This is a genomic window from Bradyrhizobium sp. 604_D8_N2_3 (assembly GCF_051810765.1).
Taxonomy (GTDB): domain Bacteria; phylum Pseudomonadota; class Alphaproteobacteria; order Rhizobiales; family Xanthobacteraceae; genus Bradyrhizobium; species Bradyrhizobium barranii.
The window spans coordinates 6515020-6535960 of sequence record NZ_JBPWPM010000001.1 but is presented as its reverse complement, the minus strand read 5'-3'; the positions used below and the strand labels follow the sequence as shown (position 1 = coordinate 6535960).

At 63.5% G+C, this 20941-nt stretch carries 20 protein-coding genes; 11 read left to right on the top strand and 9 right to left on the bottom strand.

The genetic code is table 11. From position 1 onward, the window contains the following. Positions 1 to 27 precede the first annotated feature (27 nt). The 5 genes from ilvD to AB7245_RS31325 all read left to right on the top strand — a co-directional run bounded on the left by ilvD (position 28) and on the right by AB7245_RS31325 (position 5324). Positions 28 to 1722, top strand: a complete 1695-nt coding sequence (ilvD, locus tag AB7245_RS31345; RefSeq protein ID WP_439035336.1) for a dihydroxy-acid dehydratase — start codon at positions 28 to 30, stop codon at positions 1720 to 1722. A gap of 124 nt (positions 1723 to 1846) precedes the next feature. After that, the gene (locus AB7245_RS31340) at positions 1847 to 2692 is read left to right on the top strand and encodes an ABC transporter ATP-binding protein (protein ID WP_439035335.1); all 846 of its coding nucleotides are present in this window, start codon (positions 1847 to 1849) and stop codon (positions 2690 to 2692) included. Continuing rightward, positions 2689 to 3474: an ABC transporter permease gene (locus AB7245_RS31335; protein ID WP_439035334.1), complete on the top strand. Its 786-nt coding sequence runs from the start codon at positions 2689 to 2691 to the stop codon at positions 3472 to 3474. The genes AB7245_RS31340 and AB7245_RS31335 overlap by 4 nt, the downstream gene beginning before the upstream one ends. After that, entirely contained in the window at positions 3471 to 4238 is a 768-nt protein-coding gene (locus tag AB7245_RS31330; protein WP_135215118.1) for an ABC transporter permease, read from the top strand. Before AB7245_RS31335 ends, AB7245_RS31330 begins: the two co-directional genes overlap by 4 nt. A gap of 39 nt (positions 4239 to 4277) precedes the next feature. After that, positions 4278 to 5324, top strand: coding sequence for a peptidase M29 (locus tag AB7245_RS31325; RefSeq protein WP_439035333.1), 1047 nt, complete (start codon positions 4278 to 4280; stop codon positions 5322 to 5324). Here the strand turns inward: AB7245_RS31325 and AB7245_RS31320 are convergent. Genes AB7245_RS31320 through AB7245_RS31300 form a run of 5 tightly spaced genes read right to left on the bottom strand, consistent with a single transcriptional unit; the run spans position 5321 to position 11030 of the window. Further along, positions 5321 to 6313 (bottom strand): 3-hydroxybutyryl-CoA dehydrogenase, encoded by a 993-nt coding sequence (locus AB7245_RS31320; protein ID WP_439035332.1) that lies wholly within the window; start codon positions 6311 to 6313, stop codon positions 5321 to 5323. The genes AB7245_RS31325 and AB7245_RS31320 overlap by 4 nt on opposite strands. A 3-nt stretch (positions 6314 to 6316) precedes the next feature. Then, positions 6317 to 7405 (bottom strand): NAD/NADP octopine/nopaline dehydrogenase family protein, encoded by a 1089-nt coding sequence (locus AB7245_RS31315; protein WP_439035331.1) that lies wholly within the window; start codon positions 7403 to 7405, stop codon positions 6317 to 6319. After that, positions 7402 to 8928 (bottom strand): class I adenylate-forming enzyme family protein, encoded by a 1527-nt coding sequence (locus tag AB7245_RS31310; protein WP_439035330.1) that lies wholly within the window; start codon positions 8926 to 8928, stop codon positions 7402 to 7404. Before AB7245_RS31310 ends, AB7245_RS31315 begins: the two co-directional genes overlap by 4 nt. Positions 8929 to 8930: 2 nt before the next feature. Continuing rightward, complete coding sequence (locus AB7245_RS31305; protein WP_085405771.1) at positions 8931 to 10220, bottom strand: acyl-CoA dehydrogenase family protein; 1290 nt, start codon at positions 10218 to 10220, stop codon at positions 8931 to 8933. Positions 10221 to 10232: 12 nt separating this feature from the next. Next, the gene (locus AB7245_RS31300) at positions 10233 to 11030 is read right to left on the bottom strand and encodes an alpha/beta fold hydrolase (protein WP_439035329.1); all 798 of its coding nucleotides are present in this window, start codon (positions 11028 to 11030) and stop codon (positions 10233 to 10235) included. Between the two features lie 210 nt (positions 11031 to 11240). On the opposite strand from AB7245_RS31300, the gene AB7245_RS31295 reads away from it, so the two are divergent. The 3 genes from AB7245_RS31295 (at position 11241) to AB7245_RS31285 (ending at position 14362) form a co-directional block, all read left to right on the top strand. Beyond that, positions 11241 to 12002 carry an SDR family NAD(P)-dependent oxidoreductase gene (locus tag AB7245_RS31295; protein WP_085405773.1) on the top strand — a complete coding sequence of 254 codons (762 nt, stop codon included), beginning with the start codon at positions 11241 to 11243 and terminating at the stop codon, positions 12000 to 12002. Between the two features lie 31 nt (positions 12003 to 12033). Next, entirely contained in the window at positions 12034 to 12870 is an 837-nt protein-coding gene (locus tag AB7245_RS31290) for an enoyl-CoA hydratase family protein (RefSeq protein WP_439035328.1), read from the top strand. A 241-nt stretch (positions 12871 to 13111) separates the two neighbouring features. Further along, entirely contained in the window at positions 13112 to 14362 is a 1251-nt protein-coding gene (locus AB7245_RS31285; RefSeq protein ID WP_439035327.1) for a flavin-dependent oxidoreductase, read from the top strand. Positions 14363 to 14371: 9 nt separating this feature from the next. Here the strand turns inward: AB7245_RS31285 and AB7245_RS31280 are convergent, their stop codons facing one another. Next, on the bottom strand, positions 14372 to 14827 hold the full coding sequence (locus AB7245_RS31280; protein ID WP_007601580.1) for a cupin domain-containing protein: 456 nt from the start codon (positions 14825 to 14827) through the stop codon (positions 14372 to 14374). 27 nt (positions 14828 to 14854) lie between these two features. Then, positions 14855 to 16030, bottom strand: coding sequence for an ABC transporter substrate-binding protein (locus AB7245_RS31275; protein ID WP_354246536.1), 1176 nt, complete (start codon positions 16028 to 16030; stop codon positions 14855 to 14857). A 260-nt stretch (positions 16031 to 16290) separates the two neighbouring features. Here AB7245_RS31275 and AB7245_RS31270 point away from each other — a divergent pair, with 260 nt between their 5' ends. The 3 genes from AB7245_RS31270 to AB7245_RS31260 all read left to right on the top strand — a co-directional run bounded on the left by AB7245_RS31270 (position 16291) and on the right by AB7245_RS31260 (position 19120). Continuing rightward, positions 16291 to 16800 carry a MarR family winged helix-turn-helix transcriptional regulator gene (locus AB7245_RS31270; protein ID WP_439035326.1) on the top strand — a complete coding sequence of 170 codons (510 nt, stop codon included), beginning with the start codon at positions 16291 to 16293 and terminating at the stop codon, positions 16798 to 16800. 148 nt (positions 16801 to 16948) lie between these two features. After that, entirely contained in the window at positions 16949 to 18640 is a 1692-nt protein-coding gene (locus AB7245_RS31265; protein ID WP_439035325.1) for a benzoate-CoA ligase family protein, read from the top strand. Positions 18641 to 18661: 21 nt separating this feature from the next. After that, entirely contained in the window at positions 18662 to 19120 is a 459-nt protein-coding gene (locus tag AB7245_RS31260) for a RidA family protein (protein WP_354123911.1), read from the top strand. A gap of 18 nt (positions 19121 to 19138) precedes the next feature. Here the strand turns inward: AB7245_RS31260 and AB7245_RS31255 are convergent, their stop codons facing one another. Next, positions 19139 to 19867, bottom strand: a complete 729-nt coding sequence (locus AB7245_RS31255; protein ID WP_439035324.1) for a CBS domain-containing protein — start codon at positions 19865 to 19867, stop codon at positions 19139 to 19141. 91 nt (positions 19868 to 19958) lie between these two features. Beyond that, positions 19959 to 20933: a CHAD domain-containing protein gene (locus tag AB7245_RS31250; RefSeq protein WP_439035323.1), complete on the bottom strand. Its 975-nt coding sequence runs from the start codon at positions 20931 to 20933 to the stop codon at positions 19959 to 19961. Positions 20934 to 20941 lie beyond the last annotated feature (8 nt).

Genomic DNA, 20941 nt, shown 5'->3' with positions numbered 1-20941 from the left:
CGGACGTTGCATGAAAAAGATGCGCGCATGAAGAAGTTGCGATCACGGGTCACGACTGACGGCCTCGACCGGGCCCCGCACCGCGCTTTCATGCGCGCAATGGGGCTCGACGACGCAGCGATCGCCAAGCCGATGGTGGGCGTCGTCAGCATGAAGGGCGAGCAGACGCCCTGCAATATGACCCACGACTTCCAAGTGGCCGCGGCAAAGACGGGAATCGAGGAGGCTGGTGGCACGCCGCGCGAATTCTTCACCGTGTCGGTCTCCGACGGCATCAGCATGAATCACGAGGGAATGAAGTTTTCTCTCTTTTCGCGCGAGCTGATTGCCGATTCGATCGAAGCCGTCGTTCATGGTCTCGCCTATGACGCGCTGATCGGGTACGGCGGATGCGACAAGACACTTCCCGGCGTGATGATGGGCATGGTTCGTTGCAACGTACCGTCCATTTTCATCTACGGCGGCAGCTCGCTGCCGGGCCGGGTGGACGGGCGGACTCTCACGGTGCTCGACTCCTATGAAGCTGTCGGCAGCTTCATGACCGGAGAGATCGACGGCGCCACGCTCGAGCGGATCGAGCGCGCCTGCCTGCCGACTATTGGCGCGTGCGCCGGCCAGTTTACCGCGAACACGATGGGGATGGTGTCGGAGGCGATGGGGCTGACCATTCCCAACGTCTCGATGGTGCCCGGTGTCTATGCCGAACGTGCACAGATCTCGCGCCGCGCCGGGCGGCTGGTGATGGAGATGCTGGAACGTGGCGGCCCGCTGCCGCGCGACCTCGTGACTCGGAAATCCCTCGAGAACGGTGCGGCGATTGTTGCCGCCACGGGCGGCTCGACCAACGCTGCGCTGCATCTGCCGGCGATCGCGAATGAGGCCGGGATCGCATTCACGATTGATGACGTCGGCAAGGTCTTTGCCAGGACGCCGCTGATTGGAAACTTGCGGCCGGGCGGCAAGTACACTGCGAAGGATGTCTACGACATCGGCGGCGCGGCCGTCGTGATCCGCGAGTTGATCCAGAGCGGGCACATCGATGGGAGCTGCTTGTCCGTCACGGGACGCACGCTCGCCGAAGAATATGGCGCGGCCAACGCTCCCGATGGTGAAGTCGTTTACGCCTCTCGTGCGCCGATCATGCCTGATGGTGGCGTGGCGGTTCTGAAGGGCAATCTCTGTCCAGACGGTGCGGTGATCAAGGTCGCAGGTTTAAAGAGTCAGCACTTCGAGGGCGTTGCGCGCGTCTTCGAAGATGAGGAGGCGTGTGTCAAAGCGGTCCGTGACCGCGCCTACACGGCGGGCGAGGTGCTGGTGATCCGCAATGAAGGGCCAGTCGGCGGCCCGGGCATGCGTGAGATGCTCGGCGTTACCGCGCTGATCTACGGCCAGGGTATGGGCGAGAAAGTGGCCCTGATCACCGATGGACGGTTCTCCGGCGCTACTCGCGGCATGTGCATCGGCTACGTGTCCCCCGAAGCGTTCGTCGGCGGTCCGTTGGCGCTTGTTCGCGACGGCGACAGGATCCTGATCGATGCCGCAAACCGGCGGATGGATATGCTGGTCGACGAGCAGGAACTCACGGCGCGCCGACGCGATTGGAAGCCGAGGCCGCCCCGTCACCGTGGAGGTGCGCTCGCAAAGTATGCGCGGCTGGTCGGACAGGCGCCGGGCGGAGCCGTGACACATGAGGGCCCTGCAGAATGGCCTTGGTTCGAATGATGCGCCGCTCCCGCGCGAGAATGACCGCCTGTCTGGCAAGTTTCTTGCTAAGCTCGATCAGCTGATGGAGGACATCAGCGGATCGGCTGCGTGACGTTCGCGCGTGAGTCAAGCGAGAGACGGAATGAGGGTAGTGCCTTCGAGATCAAGCGAATGGGTGAATCCGGTGACGTCACAAAGGCCGGCTTCTGCGATCATCGAGATCGACCGCGTCTCCCAGGTTTTCCAGACCTCGGCGCGCAAGGATCATTTGGCGCTATCGGACATCTCGCTGACGATCGAGGAAGGAGCCTTCGTCTCCATCCTTGGTCCGTCCGGCTGCGGCAAGTCGACACTTCTTTATATCGTCGGCGGCTTCGTCCGCCCGACCAGCGGCGTGGCGCGGATGAAGGGACAGACGATCACGGGCCCGGGTCCGGATCGCGGACCAGTGTTTCAGGAGTTCGCTCTGTTTCCCTGGAAGACCGTGTTGGGCAATGTGATGTATGGCCCGCGCCAGCAAGGTGTGCCTGCCACCGAGGCCGGAGCACAGAGCCGGGCCTTGATCGAGATGGTCGGCCTCAAAGGCTATGAGAACTTTTATCCCAAGGAGCTCTCGGGTGGCATGAAGCAGCGCGTCGCGCTGGCCCGGACATTGGCTTACCACCCTGAAGTTCTGCTGATGGACGAGCCGTTCGGCGCGCTCGACGCGCACACCCGTACACGTCTCCAGAATGATCTCCTGAACATCTGGGAGCGTGACCGCAAGACGGTGCTGTTCGTGACCCATTCGGTCGACGAGGCCGTCTTCCTGTCGGACAAAGTCGTGATGATGTCGAAATCTCCCGGCCGCATTCGGCAGGTGATCGACATCGATCTGCCTCGGCCGCGTCGCCGCAACGAGCTGTTGCTCGATCCGCGCTACCAGAAATACGTCGTCGACATCGAGCGCATGTTCGACGAGGTCGACGAGACCGGATCGCCGTCATGACATCGCTGGCTGCCGCCGCCAGACGTGCCGCCCCGGTGTTCGCTTGCATCGGGCTGCTGGCGGTGTGGCAGGTCGCGTCGCTCGTACTGAAGAATGACAGCTTTCCGACGGCGATCGAGGCGATCCGCGCAATCCCGGATATCCTTGGCGACAAGGAGTCGCTGATCAACATCCTGGCCTCGCTTCGCCGCATGGCGATCGGGTTCGGCGTAGCCGTGCTCGTTTCGATCCCGCTGGGTCTGTTGATGGGGCGCAGTCGTGCCGTCGCGGCCTTCTTCAACCCGCTTCTAATGGTGATCTATCCCGTGCCGAAAGCGGCGCTGATGCCGATCATCATGCTTTGGCTGGGCGTCGGCGACATCACGAAGACGCTGGTGATCTTCCTCGGCGTCAGCCTTCCCGTGATCTATCACAGCTTTGAGGGCGCCCAAGCCGTCGAAGAGAAGATGCTGTGGTCGGGCGCCGCGATGGGACTTTCGCCGCTGCAACGGCTGGTGCGGATCGTGCTGCCGGCGGCGCTGCCGGAGATCCTGACCGGATGTCGCACCGGTCTCGTGCTGGCGCTGATCACGATGATCACCAGCGAGATGATCGCCCGCCAGTCCGGCGCCGGCAACATTCTGTTCAATGCGCTGGACATGGGCCAATACGACACCGTCTTCGCGATGATCATCATCGTGGGGGCGATGGGAATTTGCCTCGATGCGATTTTCGAGCGGGTCCGCGCACGGCTGGTGCGCTGGTCCGAGCCTCAGTTCGACATGCCGCTGAGCTTCTCATGACATCGCGTCTTCCCTCAGCAAACGTCGTTCTCGGGCTCGCGCCAATTGCGCTGGTGATCGCGGTTTGGCAAGGCCTCGTATCGTTCGGCTTTGCGCCTGCGGTCTTGCTGCCGCCCCCGGGATACGTCTTCAGCAGGTTGCTCCAGCAACTCGTGACGTGGACGTTTCAGCAGGAGATCGCGGCGACCCTGATCCGGCTGTTTGCCGGCTTTGCGATTGCGGTCGTGCTCGGTGTAAGTATCGGCATCGCCGCGGCCGCCAATCAAGCGATCAATGCCGTAGTTCGGCCAATCGTGCGCGTATTGGCGCCGTTGCCTAAAGTCGCACTCTATCCGGCGCTGTTGCTTCTGCTCGGCTTCGGCCACGGATCAAAGATCACGCTGGTGGCGGCGGACGCACTCTTTCCCATTCTGCTGTCCACTTATTACGGCGCATCAGCCGTCGAGCAGAAGCTGATCTGGTCGGCGATGGCAGCGGGAACGCCGCGCTATGAAATCTTGTTCAAGGTGGTCTTGCCGGCAGCGATGCCCTCGATCCTGACCGGCTGCCGGATCGGCCTTGTGATTTCCTGCATCGTGGTGTTTCTGGCCGAGATGATCACGTCGACGGACGGGTTGGGGCACGTGCTGGTGACGGCGGCCCGAACTTTTCAGGCCGTCGACATGTTCGTACCGCTGATCACGATTTCGCTGCTGGGGTTGATCCTGAACGGCTTGCTGGGTGCCCTGCGATCGTATCTCTTGCGGGGCTTCCCCGAAGCGTGATCTGACTGAACAAAGAAACCAGAAGACCGGGAGTGAACCATGCTGGCGGATCGCATCGAGGCAAAATGGATCGACGCGTTTTGCGAGATCTTTGAGCGCTGCGCCGTCAAGGCCGGCGACACCGCGGCAATCCTCTCGGAAACCCAATCGCGTGCGCTGAACGTTCATTTGGCGGAGCTCGCCCTGCTGCGGATGGGCGCGCGGCCGTTTCACGTGGTGATGCCGACGCCACGTAACCGGAATATCGTGCCGGTTCGCTCGACCGGGGCAAGCGAGGCAATCCAACGGCTTGGTCCGGTCATCACCGCACTCCAGCAGGCCGGCTTTGTGGTGGATTGCACCATCGAGGGCTTGATGCACGCGGTGGAGACGCCGGAGATCCTCAAGGCCGGTGGACGGATATTGGTGATCTCCAACGAACACCCGGAAGCGCTGGAGCGGATGGTGCCGGATCCCGCACTCGAGAAGCGTGTTCGCGCGGCGGCGAAATTGTTGCGTGGGACGAAGCGGATGCGCGTGACATCGAGGGCCGGCACGGCGCTCGACGTTGACATGGTCGGAGCGTCCACGGTCGGCGTGTGGGGCTGGACCGACAAGCCCGGCACGCTGGCGCACTGGCCGGGTGGCATTGTGGTTAGCTTTCCCAAGAGCGGAACGATCAACGGGACCTTGGTGATGGCCCCCGGTGACATCAATCTGACCTTCAAGCGCTACCTGGCGTCCCCGGTGAAAATGACGCTAAAGGACGATTATGTTGTCGAGCTGGAGGGCGAGGGCACGGATGCGGCGATGATGCGCGCCTATCTCGCAGCGTGGGGTGATCGCGAGGCCTATGCGGTCTCGCATGTCGGTTTCGGCATGAATCCGGGGGCCCGCTACGAGGCCCTCTCGATGTATGACCAGCGCGACACCAACGGCACTGAAATTCGTGCCGTCTCCGGCAATTTCCTGTTCTCGACCGGCGCGAACGAATTTGCCGGCCGCTACACGGCGGGCCACTTTGATTTGCCGATGATGGGGACGACGATCGAACTCGATGGCGTCGCGGTCGTTCGCGAAGGCGTGCTGCAGGACGTTTTCGGCTAGCTGCGGTCGAGGACCGGTGGGCGCGCCAGGCCGAAATGCCGGAGCAGGTCGACCATGGCCTGAAGCCGCTTCACGCGATAGGCATCGACGTCCATGCCTGAATAATCGAGGAAGCCGGCACCCGTTCGCAAGCCGATCCGGCCTTCTTGCATATTGCGGGAAATGACGTCCGGCGCGCGATAGCGGTCGCTGCCGAGCGCGCCTTCGAGGTACCGGCTGGCGTAGTACAAGATGTCGCCGCCGCCCCAGTCGATGAACTCGAGCAGTCCGAGCACGGCATAGCGGAAGCCAAAGCCGTAACGGATCGCTTTGTCGATCTCCTCGGCGCTGGCGACGCCCTCCTCGACCATGCGTGCGGCCTCGTTCATCGCCAACGCCTGGATGCGCGGGACGATGAAGCCGGGCGTCGCCGCGCACACCACGGGGACCTTTCCGATGGCTTCGAGCAGCGCCTTGACCTCATCGATGATGGCGGGATCGGTGGCTTTGCCGGGTGAAACCTCGACCAGCGGGATCAGATAGGCCGGATTGAGCCAGTGCACATTGAGGAAGCGCCGAGGGTTCACGATCGCCCCAGCGAGATCGTCGACGAGGATGGTCGACGTGGTCGAAGCGATGATCGTATCCGGGCCGACCTGCTTTGAGGCCGCCCCCAGCACCTCGCGCTTGAGCTCGACGACCTCGGGAACGCCCTCGAAGACCATCCCGGCTTCGGCCAGCGCTGCGCTGCTTCGGCTGGCTGGTACCACCGAGACCCGTGCGATAAGCGGATCGACATCTGCCTCGCTCAGCAGTCCCAGCTTCGACAGGCTGGCAAAGGTCTTCCTGACTTCGTCGAGCGCGTCCGCCTCCAGCCTGGCGAAGTCCTCCGCGGAACGGGCCTTGATGTCGATCATCGTGACCGCATGACCCGCATAGGCGAACGCGACGGCGATGCCGCGTCCCATGCGGCCGGCTCCCAGACAGGCGATATTGGCGCGACCGGTCATCGGTTAAAACCCCGTACGGAGAATCGTCTGTAGTTCGGCCTTGCCGAGATTGCCTAGTCCGAGCGTCTCGAGCGTTCGGCCGCCTTGCGCAAAATCCTCACCGCACACAGCGCCGCCGATGGAGAGGAATGCTCTGGCCAGCGGCGTGGATACACCCGCGATGCCGGCAACGGAGACCAGCAGCGACAGCCCAAGCCGCAGATCCTCACGCATATAGCGGTGCTCGGTCAGCACGATCCGCTCACGCCAGTCGCCGGAATCGGTCAGCCGGTCGTGCGAGCCACGGCCATACATCCAGATCTCGCCCTCTTTGGCGTAGTGGTGGGCCAGCGGAAAATGCGGTGCGCCATAGCCAAGCGCTTCGCGCACCGCGATTCGTTCTGCGTCGAGCGCGTCGGTCACCCGGCGGATCGCGGCCTGCGTTCCTTCCTTGTGGATGTCCCATCGTTCGAAATGCTCGATCGGGCCCGCGTTCATCACGATCAACGGCGGGTGAATAATGGGCCCAGCATTCATCAGCGCGCCGGAGAGTGCATCGCCGCAGGGCTCGATCGCATCAGGGAAAGCGCGTCCGATCACTTCGATTGCATGCGCGGCCCGATCGAGCGGAAACACGCCAACCGGCAACCGCTTGGCGCGGATGGTAATCGCGACCTCGAACGGCCCGTGCTTGCGGGTCAGCCAAGGCAGCGTGCCGGTCTCGGCAAAGCTCGCCTTGGCGTGGTTTCCGGCATCCCGCGCGGCTTGGGCGAAGATCATCGAGCCGAATGTGGCGGGCGGCAGGAACACGACCTGGCCGTCCTTTAAATGCGGAGCGAGCAAACGAGCAATGTCCGGCTGCGCGAAGGCAGGGGCGGGGCACAGAATCAGCTCGGTGCCATCAATTGCTTCGGCGATGTCGGTCGTCACCAGCGCGAGCTTCACATCGTGCCGGCCATTATGATCCTTCACCAGGATGCGCGAGCCGGCCGCGCGATGCGCCGTCACCTGATCAGCGTCGCGGCGCCAGAGCCGGACCTCATGCCCGGACAGCGCAAAATCGCCCGCGGCCGCGAAAGAGCCGTTTCCCCCACCCAGAACTGCAATCTTCAAGATGCTTCTCCTTGCGCGCGCGATTGCGCATCAAGCTGCTTCAGCAGGAAATGCTGGACCTTGCCCAGCGCCGTGCGCGGCAGGTCGTTGACGAAGACGATGTCGCGCGGAACCTTGTAACGGGCGAGCTGCGTCTGAAGATGCGCTCTCAGCTCCTCCGCTTCGAGCCGGCAGCCGGACCGCCCGATGACATAGGCGATCGGCACCTCGTCCCAGCGCGGGTCCGGCCGGCCGATCACGGCGCATTCGCTGACATCGGGATGTTCGAGCAGGACGCGCTCGATCTCGGCCGGATAGACGTTCTCGCCGCCGGAAATAATCACATTCTTCTTGCGGTCGCGGACCCAGAAATAGCCGTCGGCGTCGCACAGGCCGATATCGCCGGTGCGATACCAACCGTCGTGCAGCGCATCGCGCGTGGCATCCGCATTGCCCCAATATTCGAAGAACACGTTGGGCCCTCGCACGGCGATTTCGCCCGGCGTACCCGCAGGGACCTCATTGCCGGCCTGATCGATCACCTTCGCTTCGCAGCACAGGCCGGCAAGTCCGGTCGATCCCGCGCGCGAAAGATCGCCGCCAAGCCGGGTGTAGATTGCGATGGGGCAGGTTTCCGTCGATCCATAAACCTGAAGCACCGGAACATCGCGCGCCACGAAGCGATCGATCAGGTGCGGTGGCACGATGGTCGAGCCGGTCGAGACGGCTTTGAGCGACGAGAGATCGGTCGTTGTCCAGGCGGGATGCTCGCTCACGGCCTGGAGGATTGCAGGCACCATCACCGTCAGGGTCGGTCTTTCCCGTTCAATGGCCGCGAGCGCGGTATCCGGCGTGAAGCGGGCGTGGATCGTGACGGTCGCACCAAGCTGCAGCGCCGGCGTGGTCTGGATGTTGAGGCCGCCGACATGGAAGAACGGCAGCACCGTCAGCACGTGATCATCCGACGTCATGTTGTGCATGTGCTGGCTCATGACGCCGTTCCAGAACAAGGCTTCTTGCCGCAGAACTGCGCCCTTCGGCCGTCCCGTCGTTCCTGACGTGTAGACGATCAGAAGCGGGCAGGAGAGATCAGTGTGCGGATTGCGGCCGCTGCCTTCGCTGCGAGCCAGCAACGCCTCGAATATCGCGCCACGAGGTGGCGTGAAGTCGAGTCCGATGACGGCCGTCCCCGGCGCAAGCTCCGGGAGAACTCCCGCAAATGCCTGCTCGAGTACCAGGACCTTTGCGCCCGCATCGGTGAGAATAAAGCGCTGCTCGGCAACCGCCAGCCGCCAGTTCAGCGGCACCAGAATCGCACCAAGTCGCGCGCATGCGTAGAGCAGAACCAGATAGTCCGGTCGGTTCAGGCTCAGGATTGCGACGCGGTCGCCTCGGCCGACGCCGAACTCCTGCTTCAACGCCGTGGCGGTCCGTTCGATGCGCGCGGCGAGTGCGCCGTAGCTCAGCCGCTCACCTTCGAAGGCGATCGCCGTCTTGTCTGGCGCGAACGCCGCGTTGCGATCGATCAGACTACAGAGGTCCACCGTCAGTCGTCCGTTTCACCGGCCTCGTACAGCGCCTCGCGCCCGATCCGGTCGAGGCAGAGCTCGGCGGTCCAGGGCAGCATCAGCGAGCCGCAGCGGCTGTCGCGATAGATGCGCTCCAGCGGCAGCGAGCGGAGCATGGCCTGACCGCCGCAGGTGCGGATCGCGAGCGCGGCGAGCTCATTGGCGCCCTCCATCACCGAATATTGCGCGGCATAGGCGCGCAGCACCTGCTCCTTGCTTGGATTGGCGCGGGCCTCGGTGACGGCCTGGAACCAGATCGCCTTGATCTGCTCGAGCTTGATCTGCATCTGCGCGACCGCGATCTGTTTGGTCGGGTACATCCGGCGCTTGACCGGCGGCATGCCCGGTACCTCGCCGCGAAGATAGCGCACGGTGAAATCATAGGCGGCTTGCGCCAGGCCCATATAGGTCGGCGACAGCGTCAGGAACATATGAGGCCAGCGCATCGCCGCCTGGAAATAGACGCCGCGCGGCATCAGCGCGGAATCCTCAGGGACGAACACATCCTTGAACAGCAGCGTGCGAGAGACTGTGCCGCGCATGCCGAGTGGATCCCAGTCGCCGACCACCGAGACACCGTCCGATTTCGCGGAGATCGCGAGGTAAAGGGTGTTGCGGCGCGAGGCTTTTTCGCCCTCCTCGATCTCGGTGCAGAGCACGCCGTAATAGTCGGCATGACCGGACAGCGATGCAAAGATCTTCCTGCCGTTGACGATCCAACCGCCCTTCACGGGCTTTGCTTCCGTGCCGAACGCGACGCCGCCGGCCGCGGCCGCTCCACCCTCGGAAAAGGGCTGCGAGTAGATCGCGCCATCCTCGACGATACGCTTGTAATGCACCGCGCGCCGCCGCTCGTGCTCGGCGCGGGTCTCCGCGTCCATGTCGAGATCGTCGGCGAGCGGACCGGACCACAGGGTCGAGCAGACGTGCATGTTCCAGGTGAGGGCGGTCGCGCCGCAATAGCGGCCGATTTCCGCTGCCGCCAGTGCGTAGGTTTGATAGTTCGCGCCGAGCCCGCCATGCTTCTTGGGTACCGCGATGCCGAGCAGGCCGACGCGATGCAGGTCGCGATAGTTCTCAGTCGGGAAAATCGCCTCGCGATCGTAAGTCGCCGCGCGACCAGCGAACACGCTTTGGCCGATCTCGCGGGCGCGCGCGATGATGCCGGCCTGCTCGTCGTTCAGGCGGAATGCGACGGGATCGAAGATCGGCGTATCCAGTGCGACCTTGTCGGTTACGCCGATGTTCTTGCTGACTTGCATGGTCATTGCGCAGCCACCTTACGTTTTGGTTGCGACGGAATTCAGGAACCGGCCGAGGGCTTCGTCGAACGCGTCAGGGCGTTCAAGATTGGCGAGATGGCCGACCCCAGCCAGCTCGACATATTCGGCAGAGGGAATGAATGTTGCCGTCTTTGCCATCATGGGGGCAGGCGCATTATTGTCCTTGGAGCCGGACAACAACAGCGTCGGGACGGAAATGTCCTTGAGTGTGCTGCGCTGATCGAAGCCCATCAAAGCCAGCATCATGGCGCGATAGCTCGCCTCGGGCACGCTTGCCATGCACTCGCGCGCAAGCTCCATTCCCTTCGGATCGGGATCGTCGCCGACAAGCTCCTTCACCAGGGAGGGAGCCAGCGACTTCATGGTCTCACCGCGATCGAGCGGCCCAAGCCGCGCCGCGATGAACGATTTTTGCCAATCGCCATCGGCCTTGCCGAAGGCCGGGCTGGTCTGCGCGAGGACGACCGCGCGGGCCAGCTTCGGAAATTGCGCCAGCCATTTCTGCACGATCATGCCACCGATCGAATGGCCGACCAGAATTGGCTTGCTTGCACCAAGCTGCTCAATGAATTGCTGGAGCACATCGGCAAGGGCCGTGATGCTGACGGTGGCGAGTGGCGCCGATCCGCCGTAGCCCGGCATGTCCCACGCAATCGCGCGGAACTGGTTGCTGAATCTGGCAAGCTGCTGCCGCCAGGCCCGTGCCGCGCCGCCAATGCCATGCAGGAAGATCAGGGGCGTCGCGTCCAGATCGCCCGCGGCTTCATAGGCGAAGCGGCCGTCTTTTGTTATCATTGGCGCAGGCTGCGACACGCGACATCCTTTTGCTCGGCCGGGCGATGCTAACAGGCCTGTGGGGGATGGGAAGCGATAATTTTATACTTAAAGCAATTTTCGGGCCGGTCTCTCGCGCGAAGGCGTTCGCGGCGCTGCGGCAGCTTCGTTGCAAAAACTTGAAGGTTAAAATATATCGAGGAACGATCAGCAGAGCCAAGGAGCCAGCGCATGTCCGGATTGCCGCACTCGCCGCACGCGCTCGTGACCGGTGGCGGTCGCGGCATTGGCCGCGCCATCGCAGCCTCTCTTGTCGGGGTAGGTGCAACCGTGACGGTGCTCGGCCGGAACGCGGCTGTTCTAGAAGAGGCGGTCAGCGCAGGTGCCGCGCATTTTGCTGCGGTCGCCGACGTCTCGAACGAATTATCACTGAAAGCCGCTATCGCTGAAGCGAGCGCGCGAAAGCCGATCGACATCCTGATCGCCAACGCGGGAAGTGCAGAATCCGCGCCGTTCGCGAAATCGGACGCTGCCCTGTTTGCGCGCATGATGGACGTCAATTTCATGGGCGTTGTCCATGCCATCCAGGGCGTTCTGCCGGGCATGAAGGATCGTCCCTATGGCCGCATCGTCGCGATTGCCTCGACGGCGGGGCTCAAGGGCTACGCCTATGTCAGCGCGTATACGGCGGCGAAGCACGCCGTCGTCGGTCTCGTGCGCTCTCTTGCCCTCGAGACGGCCGGAAGCAATGTGACTGTGAATGCGGTGTGTCCGGGCTTCACCGACACCGATCTGGTCGCCGGCAGCATTGAAAACATCATGAGGAAGACCGGCAGGAGCCGCGAGCAGGCGATCGCCGAGCTCGCGAAGCACAATCCGCAGGGACGGCTGATCACGCCTCAAGAGGTGGCTGACGCAGTGCTTTGGTTGTGCGGCGAAGGCGCCGGTGCGATCACCGGGCAGGCGATTGCAGTCGCAGGCGGCGAAATCTAGTAGCGCGGAACAAACATAGTTAGGAGATCGCATGAGCAGACCAGCCAATCCTGTGACCGTGCCGCTCGCGGATTATTCGCCGCAGCACTTCCTGCTGGCGGTGGTCGACAGCGTTGCCACGGTGACGCTCAACCGTCCCGAGCGGAAGAATCCACTGACCTTCGAGAGCTATCGGGAACTGACGGATTTCTTCCGCGCCTGCGCTTTCGATGATGCAGTCAAGGCCATCATCGTCACCGGCGCCGGCGGTAACTTCTCGTCCGGCGGCGATGTGTTCGAGATCATCGGCCCGCTCGTGAAGATGGACACCAAGGGGCTGACCGCCTTCACGCGGATGACCGGCGACCTCGTCAAAGCGATGCGGGCCTGCCCTCAACCCATTGTGGCCGCGGTCGAAGGCATCTGCGCCGGCGCCGGCGCGATCATCGCGATGGCATCGGATATGCGGCTCGCGGCGAGCCGCGCGAAGGTCGCGTTCCTCTTCAACAAGGTCGGCCTTGGCGGCTGCGACATGGGCGCCTGCGCGATCCTGCCGCGGATCATTGGACAGTCCCGCGCCTCCGAGCTGCTCTACACCGGCCGGTTCATGACGGCGGAGGAGGGCGAGCGCTGGGGCTTTTTCAGCCGCATCGTCACGCCCGAGCAGGTGCTGCCCCAGGCGCAGTTGCTGGCCAAGCAGGTCGCGGAAGGCCCGACCTTCGGCAACACCATGACCAAGCGGATGCTGGCGATGGAATGGGCGATGTCGATTGAAGAGGCGATCGAAGCGGAAGCCGTTGCCCAGGCCTTGTGCATGACCACAGCGGATTTCGAGCGCGCCTTTGAAGCGTTCGCCAACAAGGTCAAGCCGGTCTTCAGGGGCGACTGAGCCCCGGACTTGCTGCGGGAAGCCAGCAATGGGGATTTGCGCCGCAGTACTTGCCCGGAACAGATCAGATTTTCTGCAACGACGTGCGCGACCGGCGGGATCTCGAGAAGCTGAGAATTAAGGCTAAGCCCAAGACCCGGGCCGAGCTCAAGGCGGAGGCGACAAAGCCGCTTGCGGCGGAGTGACCGCCCGTGCGACTTTAACCCCATTGCCTGGCGTATTTTCGAGTGGAGTAAGGGCGATGAAGGCGATTATCGTCGGTGGCGGTATCGGTGGTCTCACCACGGCATTGATGCTGCGCTCGCGCGGCATCGGATGCGAGATTTTCGAGCAGGCCGACACCATCCGCGAACTCGGCGTCGGCATCAACACGCTGCCGCATGCGATGCGGGAGCTTGCCGGCCTCGGTCTCCTCCAGCAGCTCGACGACGTCGCGATCCGCACCGACCAGCTCTATTACCTCAATCGCCACGGCCAGGAGGTCTGGCGTGAAGCCCGCGGCATCGACGCCGGCCATGACGTGCCGCAATTCTCGATTCACCGCGGCCGCCTTCAGGGCGTCATCCATCGCGCCGTCGAGGAGCGGCTCGGACCGGAGGCAATTCACGCCGGCTGCCGCCTCGGCGCCTTCACGCAGGACGAGGGCGGCGTCACCGCTTATTTCTTCGACCGCTCGGGCGCGCACATCCATACTGCGCGCGGCGATATCCTGATCGGCGCTGACGGCATCCATTCACGCATTCGCGACACGCTGTTCCCGAACGAGGGACCGCCGTGCTGGAACGGCCTGATGCTATGGCGCGGTGCGCGCGATTGGCCGCTGTTCCTCACCGGCAAGTCGATGATCGTGGCCGGCGGCCTCAACGCCAAGGTGGTGATCTATCCGATCGCAGAGGGATCGAGCCCGGCGAGCCGTCTCACCAACTGGGCGGTGCTGGTGAAGGTCGGCGAAGGTAATGCCCCGCCGCCCCGGAAGGAAGACTGGTCGCGGCCCGGCCGGCGCGAGGAGTTGATGCCGCATGTCGCGCGCTTCTCGGTGCCTTATATCGACGTCAAGAGCCTGATCTCGGCAACGCCGGAATTCTACGAATATCCGACCTGCGACCGCGATCCCTTGCCTTACTGGTCGTCCGGGCGCGTTACGCTGCTCGGTGACGCCGCGCATCCGATGTATCCGGTCGGCTCCAACGGCGCATCTCAGGCGATCCTCGACGCGCGCTGCCTTGCCGATGCGCTGGTGCGCGCCGAGCATCCGCGCCAGGCTTTGCTTGAATATGAGAAGAAGCGTCTGCCGATGACCGCTGACATCGTCCGATCCAACCGGCGCGGCGGTCCCGAGGGCGTCATCGACGCAGTCGAGCAGCTTGCGCCCGATGGCTTCGACAACGTCGATAACGTGCTGAGCTATTCCCAGCGCGAGGCGATCGTCCGCGGCTACGCCACCAAGGCCGGCTTCGCCGCAGTGCCAGGTCTGGCGGCGGTGCGCGCTTAGGACTCGCTGCTAGCCGCCGGGCGGCGGCGGCAGGAAGTGGATGTTGAACTCGGCGGCCATCGCCACCACGTCCTCGGGCTTCTGTTCCTTCATATTGTGAAGGCCCCAGAACAGGTCGAACAGCTTGCGGGTCGGCGACACCCAGAACAGCACCTTTGCGGTCTGCTCCGACTTGTTGAAGATGCCGTGCGGCACACCCATGCCGAGGCGGATCAGATCGCCCGCGGTCGCCTGCGACTCCGAATTGCCGAGCATGAAGTCGAGCTTGCCCTCGAGCATGTAGAGATACTCATCCTGGTCGGGATGGATGTGCGGCGGCACGAATGTGCCCGGCGGCAATGTCGCGTGCCAGGAGAAGCTGTGCTCGGTATTGCTCTTCGGCACGTAGGTCTGGCCGAGGATGTTCCAGGAAATGCCCTGGATCCCTTCATTGGCCCGTGTGATGCCGGTGATTTCGCTTTTCATTGCAGTCCTCCCGTAATGCGGTGCGGCTTAGTTTGCCGCCTTGCAGTCCTTGGCATAGCGGTCGCCATAGTTCTCAAAGACTTTCTGAACGATCTCGGTCTGGAACTTGCCGTCCGCACGCTTGGCGACCTTGGTCAGATAGAAATCCTGGATCGGATAGCCGTTGGTGTTGAACTTGAAGGCGCCGCGCAGAGAGGTGAAGTCGGCCTTCTTCAGCGCAGCTCCAACCGCATCCTTGTTCGAGAGATCGCCTTTCACGGCCTTGACCGCGCTGTCGATCAGCATCGCGGCGTCATAGGCCTGGAAAGCGTAGGTGCCGGGCACGACGTTGTAGGCGGCTTCATAGGCCGCGACGAACTTCTTGTTCTGGGGGTTGTCGAGATTGGGCGCCCAGTTCGCGCCGCCAAACATGCCGACGGCCGCATCCTGCTGCGCCGGCAAGGTCGATTCATCCACCGTGAAAGCCGAGAGCACCGGAATGCTGTCGGCAAGGCCAGCCTGCCGGTATTGCTTGACGAGATTGACGCCGAGGCCGCCCGGCATGAACGTGAACAGCGCATCGGGCTTCTGCGACGAGATCTTGGAAAGTTCCGGCTGGAAGTCCAGCGTGTTCAGCGGCATGTAGGATTCTTCGACGATCTCGCCCTTGTAGTCGAGCTTGAAGCCCGCCACTGAATCTTTGCCGGCCTGATAGTTCGGCACCATCAGATACATGCGCTTGTAGCCGCGATCCTGCGCGACCTTGCCGAGGATCTCGTGGACCTGGTCGTTCTGATACGACGTCACATAGAAGAACGGGTTGCAGTCCTTGCCGGCGAAAGTCGATGGGCCGGCGTTGGGGCTGATCAGGAACGTCTTGGACTCCGTAATGGGGCGGTGGATCGCCTGGAGGATGTTGGAGAAGATCGGGCCCACCACGAAGTCGACCTTGTCGCGCTCCAGAAGGCCCTTGACCTTCGTGACCGCTGCGTCGGGCTTCAACTCGTCATCGGCGACGATCACCTCGACATCTCGGCCGCCCATCTTGCCGCCGAGATCTTTCACGGCGAGCGCAAAGCCGTCGCGGACCTGCTGGCCAAGTGCGGCGGCGGGGCCCGACAGGGTCACGACCACGCCCAGCTTGATCTTCTCCTGGGCGAGGGAAGGGCTCACCGCGGTGCCGAGCAGCAGGGCGGCAGCGGCCAAGGTCATTTGCGTCTTCATGATGTGTCCCCCGTGACGATCGGGCTTGCGCAGCAAGCCGCGTACTCCAATCCAAGCTTATGCCGATGATGGCGGCCGCGGCAAGCAAGCTCAAGGCGCGGCCATCCTGCAGGCCGTGGCGCATGCAAGCGGCGCGCCAGTTATTTGAAGCCTAAAGAAATTCGGATGTGGTCGATTGTTGCAGCTTTAGGCTTGCGGCCGGGGCCGATTTATTTGAAGCTCAAAACGTTGGGGAATCCGTGCTGGCGCCAAGGCCGGCCATGAGTGACTGCATCGAGATGCTCGATTCCGAGACCAAGGCCGTCGAGACGCCGGAGGACCACGCCGAAGAGCTTCGGCTGTGGCTGCGTCTGCTCACCTGCACGAACCTGATCGAAGGCGAAGTCCGCGGCCGCCTGCGACAGCGCTTCGACGTCACGCTGCCCCGGTTCGACCTGATGGCGCAGCTCGACAAGGCGCCCGACGGCATGACGCTGTCCGACGTCTCCAAGCGCATGATGGTGTCCAACGGTAACGTCACCGGCCTCGTCGAACGGCTGGTGGAATCGGGCCATCTCGACCGGCGCACCTCGGAGACGGACCGCCGCGTCCAGGTGATCCGCCTCACAAAGCTGGGTCGCGCCGAGTTTCGCAGGATGGCCGCGGAGCACGAGACCTGGATCGCCGATCTCTTCGCCGACCTGACCCCGAAGGATGTCCGCGAATTGATGCGGCTCCTGGCCAAGACAAAGGCGTCGGCGCAGAAATCGGCCGGTCGCCGCCGGCCGTAGTCCGCCAGCCGCGGCCCCCGCCAGTCCCACCTTGCCGCAGGAAAATGCATGGGATGCCCAAAATCCGCTATTGCGCCGAATTGTTTTAAGCCTAAAATGTTTCCCAGATGATGCTGCCGGGTGCTTTCCATGCTGAAAGGAGCGTGCGATGGCCAACGCCGCTAAGGCTCAAGAGTCGGGCTCGTATGACGGCAACGCCGCGACAGCCCACGTCGATACATTCGCACGGCAGCATCTGCCGCCGCGAGAGTTCTGGCCTGAATTCATCTTCACGCGGCCGGAGCTGCACTACCCGCCGCGATTGAACTGCGTCAGCTATTTTCTCGACCGCTGGGTCGAGCAGGGCCACGGCGACGCGCCGTGCGTCATCAGTCCGGCCGTCAGCTACACCTATCGCGAGCTGCAAGCGCTCGTGAACCGCATCGCCAACGTGCTGGTTCGCAAGCAAGGTCTCGTAACCGGCGGACGCGTGCTGCTGCGCTCCGCCAACAATCCGATGATGGTTGCGACCTATCTCGCGGTGATCAAGGCTGGCGGCATCGTCGTGGCGACCATGCCTCTGCTGCGCGCCAAGGAACTATCTTATCCGATCCAGAAGGCGGAGATTGCACTCGCGCTCTGCGATGGAAAACTCTCGGAGGAGATGGAGAAGGCGAAAGCGGCGGCGCCCGGCCTCAAGCACGTGGTCTATTGGGGCAACGGCGCGTCGGACTCGCTCGAGGCGCTGATTGCTGATGCGAGCCCGGAGTTCAAGGCGGTCGATACCGCCGCCGATGACATCTGCCTGATCGCCTTCACGTCGGGCACGACGGGCGATCCCAAGGGCACCATGCATTTCCATCGGGATATGCTGGCGGTCTGCGACGGTTATGCGCACAACATCTTGAGGGCGGAGCAGAAGGATCGCTTCGTCGGTTCAGCGCCGCTCGCCTTTACCTTCGGCTTCGGCGGCGTGTTGTTTCCGATGCATATCGGCGCTTCCTTCGTCGTGCTGGAGAAGACGACGCCGGACGACATGCTGACGGCGATCGAGCAATACAAGACCTCGGTCTGCTTCACCGCGCCAACCGCCTATCGCGCCATGATCGGCAAGCTCGCAGGTCGCGACATTTCCTCGCTGCGAAAGTGCGTCTCTGCCGGCGAGACCCTCCCCAAGCCGACATTCGATGCCTGGCTCAAGGCCACCGGCATCAAGCTGATGGACGGCATCGGTTCGACCGAGCTGCTGCACATCTTCATCAGCGCGACCGAGGACGAGATCCGTCCCGGCGCAACCGGCAAACCCGTGCCGGGTTACGAAGCAAAAATCGTCGATGACGACGGCAATGACCTGCCGCCGGGCACGATAGGGCGGCTCGCGGTGCGCGGTCCGACCGGCTGCCGCTATCTCGCCGACGAGCGGCAGCGCAAATACGTCCAGAACGGCTGGAACATCACCGGCGATACCTATCTGATGGATAGCGACGGCTACTTCTGGTACCAGTCGCGCTCCGACGACATGATCGTGTCAGCCGGGTACAACATCGCGGGCACGGATGTGGAGGCAGCGCTGCTGACGCATCCATCCGTAGCCGAGTGCGGCGTCGTCGGTGCGCCGGACGAGGCGCGTGGCATGATCGTGAAGGCCTATGTCATCGCCGCCCCCGGCGTGACGCCGGACGCTCAACTCGCAGCGGAGTTGCAGGAGCATGTCAAACGTGAGATTGCGCCTTACAAATATCCGCGCGCGATCGAGTTCGTGGCGCAACTGCCGAAGACCGAGACCGGCAAGTTGAAGCGATTTGCCCTGCGGCAGTTGGCGCAGGCTGCAGCGACGTCCTCTGGCGTTGCGGCGGAATAAGAGAAGGATGAAGAATTGTCCGTGACGACGCCGAAAGGTCCGCACCTCGCGGTGCTGCCGACAGCAGCCGAGGACGAAACCGGCTCCAGGGCGCAGGTGCTCCAACCGTCTGGCTGGCCGCTACCGAAAGGCTATGCCAACGGCATGGCCGCCGAGGGACGCATCGTCGTCACCGGCGGCGTGATCGGCTGGGACGCCGAGGAGCGTCTCGCGGACGGCTTTGTCGCGCAGGTGCGCCAAGCCCTGAGCAACATCGCCGAGATATTGGCGGAGGCGGGTGCGCGGCCCGAGCACCTCGTGCGCCTGACCTGGTACGTCGTCGACATGGACGAATACCTGGCGAACCTGAGGGAGCTCGGCAAGAGCTACCGCGCCACCTTCGGTGCGCACTATCCTGCGATGGCACTGGTGCAGGTCGTCCGCCTCGTCGAGAAGGCGGCGCGCGTCGAGATCGAAGCCACCGCCGTCATTCCCCGCTAAGCCGCCTTTGGTTCGCACCTAGCTGGCCTTGGCGAGATCGTCGTCCTCGGGCGAATTCAGATAGACGCCCGATACGGTGTCGACCCAGCACAGATGGTCGTGCACCTTCTTGACACCCTCGACGTTCTCCGCCGCAACGACGGCGGCCTGACGCGCGCGTTCCTCGGTGATGACGCCGCTGAGATGAACGATGCCGCCCCGGACGATGACGTTCAGTCCGAACGGGCACCAGTCGTTTTTCTCCATGGTGTCGATGATACGGCCGCGAATGTGATCGTCGTCGGCCGTCGGATCCGGTACCTCGCGGGCGAGCCCCGCCACCGCCTGCAACAGATTCGCGCGGGAGACGATGCCGACGACCTTGTCGCCGCGCACCACCGGCAACCGCTTTACGTTGTTCCGTTCCATGAGATCAACGATCTCCGCGAGCGCCGTATCCTCGGTGATGGTCACGACCGAGGCGGTCATCACCTCCGAGACCGTGCGGCCATGTTCGTGGACGAAATCGCTGGCGGATGCGCCGGGGCCGAGGATGAACCGCAGCCAGCGGCCTCGCTTGCGCCCGGTGCCGATTTCGCTGCGGCGGACGAAATCCCCCTCGGAGACCACGCCGACCAGCTTGCCGGCATCGTCGACCACGGTGAGGCCGCTGACGTGCCGCTTCAGCATGATGTTTGCCGCCTCGACGATGCTGGTGTGGGGGGCAACCGAGATGACCGAGCGGGTCATGATCTGGTGGGCGCGCATGGGGAAGCTCCGCAAGTTCACACGAATATCGATGTGTGGAGCTTAGGTCACCGGCAGGAAGCTGATTTGACCCAAGTCAAGCTGGTCGCACCTAATCCTCGGGCTCTGCATTCGGGGCGAGGTCGGAGGAGCGGAACGGCTTGGCCTTGTCCAGTTTCCGGTAGGCGTTCGAGGCGGTCCGCAACAGCTTCTTTTCTCGCTTCCGGTTGAGGAAACGAATGCCCGCCTCGGGGACGGCCTCGTTCAGTGACGCTGCCAGGGTTTGCCCTCGCGCATCGTCGTTCAATTGCCCGAGGGACTTCTGCGCCTTGCGCAATTGCTTGAGGATCGACTTCTGTTTTGTCAGCGATTCGTCTGCAAACAAATCCTCCAGCGATTCGATCGAATAGGTCAGGCGCTTGTTGAGGAGCCGCAGCCTGTGCCGCTTTTCGACGTCGAGCTTGCGCAGTTTCCGCGCCTTCCTGAGCAGCGTCGTTTCCCATTCCGTGAGCTGCGCCGTCGCGTGGTCGGCAAGCGGGCAGCGGCGCAATCGGATGGCTTCCTTGCTGCGCCGGGTCGACCAAGGACCGCTCTCGATCCAGGCCGAGGTCTGCTCGACAAGACGGCGATACCGCGCCGATTGCAGCGCGCGCGCCAGCAGGCGGTGGCTCTCGGCGCGCTTCTCGTCCCAATGCTGAAGCTCGGCGATCACGTCAAGCTCGCCCCCGCTCTCGGCGATAACCCGCTCGATCGCCACGTCGAGGTCGCGCACCATGCCGAGCTGGCTGTTCAGCCATTTCAGTTCGGCCCAGACATTCGGCCGCAGGGCATCGTCGACCATGGGCGAGAAGAAGCGGATGGCGGTGCGCAGATGCGTCAGTGCGATCCGGATCTGATGCAGCGCCTCCGGATCGCCGTGGCAGGTGCCATCGTGCTGGGCGAGGACGGCATCGAGGTGACGGCGGGCGATGATCCGGAACGCGGTGTCGCAGGCCATACCGGGGCTGAGGCGGCCGGGCAGAACATTGCGTCGCGCCGCAGGCTTGGCGCGAGCGGTCGCCATCGAACTCGTGGTGGGTCGCGCCATCCTAGCCC

Bases quoted from the DNA above. Each gene is read 5' to 3' on its own strand.
- ilvD (WP_439035336.1), top strand. From the start codon at position 28: ATGAAGAAGTTGCGATCACGGGTCACGACTGACGGCCTCGACCGGGCC.
- AB7245_RS31340 (WP_439035335.1), top strand. From the start codon at position 1,847: ATGAGGGTAGTGCCTTCGAGATCAAGCGAATGGGTGAATCCGGTGACG.
- AB7245_RS31335 (WP_439035334.1), top strand. From the start codon at position 2,689: ATGACATCGCTGGCTGCCGCCGCCAGACGTGCCGCCCCGGTGTTCGCT.
- AB7245_RS31330 (WP_135215118.1), top strand. From the start codon at position 3,471: ATGACATCGCGTCTTCCCTCAGCAAACGTCGTTCTCGGGCTCGCGCCA.
- AB7245_RS31325 (WP_439035333.1), top strand. From the start codon at position 4,278: ATGCTGGCGGATCGCATCGAGGCAAAATGGATCGACGCGTTTTGCGAG.
- AB7245_RS31320 (WP_439035332.1), bottom strand. From the start codon at position 6,313: ATGACCGGTCGCGCCAATATCGCCTGTCTGGGAGCCGGCCGCATGGGA.
- AB7245_RS31305 (WP_085405771.1), bottom strand. From the start codon at position 10,220: ATGACCATGCAAGTCAGCAAGAACATCGGCGTAACCGACAAGGTCGCA.
- AB7245_RS31300 (WP_439035329.1), bottom strand. From the start codon at position 11,030: ATGATAACAAAAGACGGCCGCTTCGCCTATGAAGCCGCGGGCGATCTG.
- AB7245_RS31295 (WP_085405773.1), top strand. From the start codon at position 11,241: ATGTCCGGATTGCCGCACTCGCCGCACGCGCTCGTGACCGGTGGCGGT.
- AB7245_RS31290 (WP_439035328.1), top strand. From the start codon at position 12,034: ATGAGCAGACCAGCCAATCCTGTGACCGTGCCGCTCGCGGATTATTCG.
- AB7245_RS31285 (WP_439035327.1), top strand. From the start codon at position 13,112: ATGAAGGCGATTATCGTCGGTGGCGGTATCGGTGGTCTCACCACGGCA.
- AB7245_RS31280 (WP_007601580.1), bottom strand. From the start codon at position 14,827: ATGAAAAGCGAAATCACCGGCATCACACGGGCCAATGAAGGGATCCAG.
- AB7245_RS31275 (WP_354246536.1), bottom strand. From the start codon at position 16,030: ATGAAGACGCAAATGACCTTGGCCGCTGCCGCCCTGCTGCTCGGCACC.
- AB7245_RS31270 (WP_439035326.1), top strand. From the start codon at position 16,291: ATGAGTGACTGCATCGAGATGCTCGATTCCGAGACCAAGGCCGTCGAG.
- AB7245_RS31265 (WP_439035325.1), top strand. From the start codon at position 16,949: ATGGCCAACGCCGCTAAGGCTCAAGAGTCGGGCTCGTATGACGGCAAC.
- AB7245_RS31255 (WP_439035324.1), bottom strand. From the start codon at position 19,867: ATGCGCGCCCACCAGATCATGACCCGCTCGGTCATCTCGGTTGCCCCC.
- AB7245_RS31250 (WP_439035323.1), bottom strand. From the start codon at position 20,933: ATGGCGCGACCCACCACGAGTTCGATGGCGACCGCTCGCGCCAAGCCT.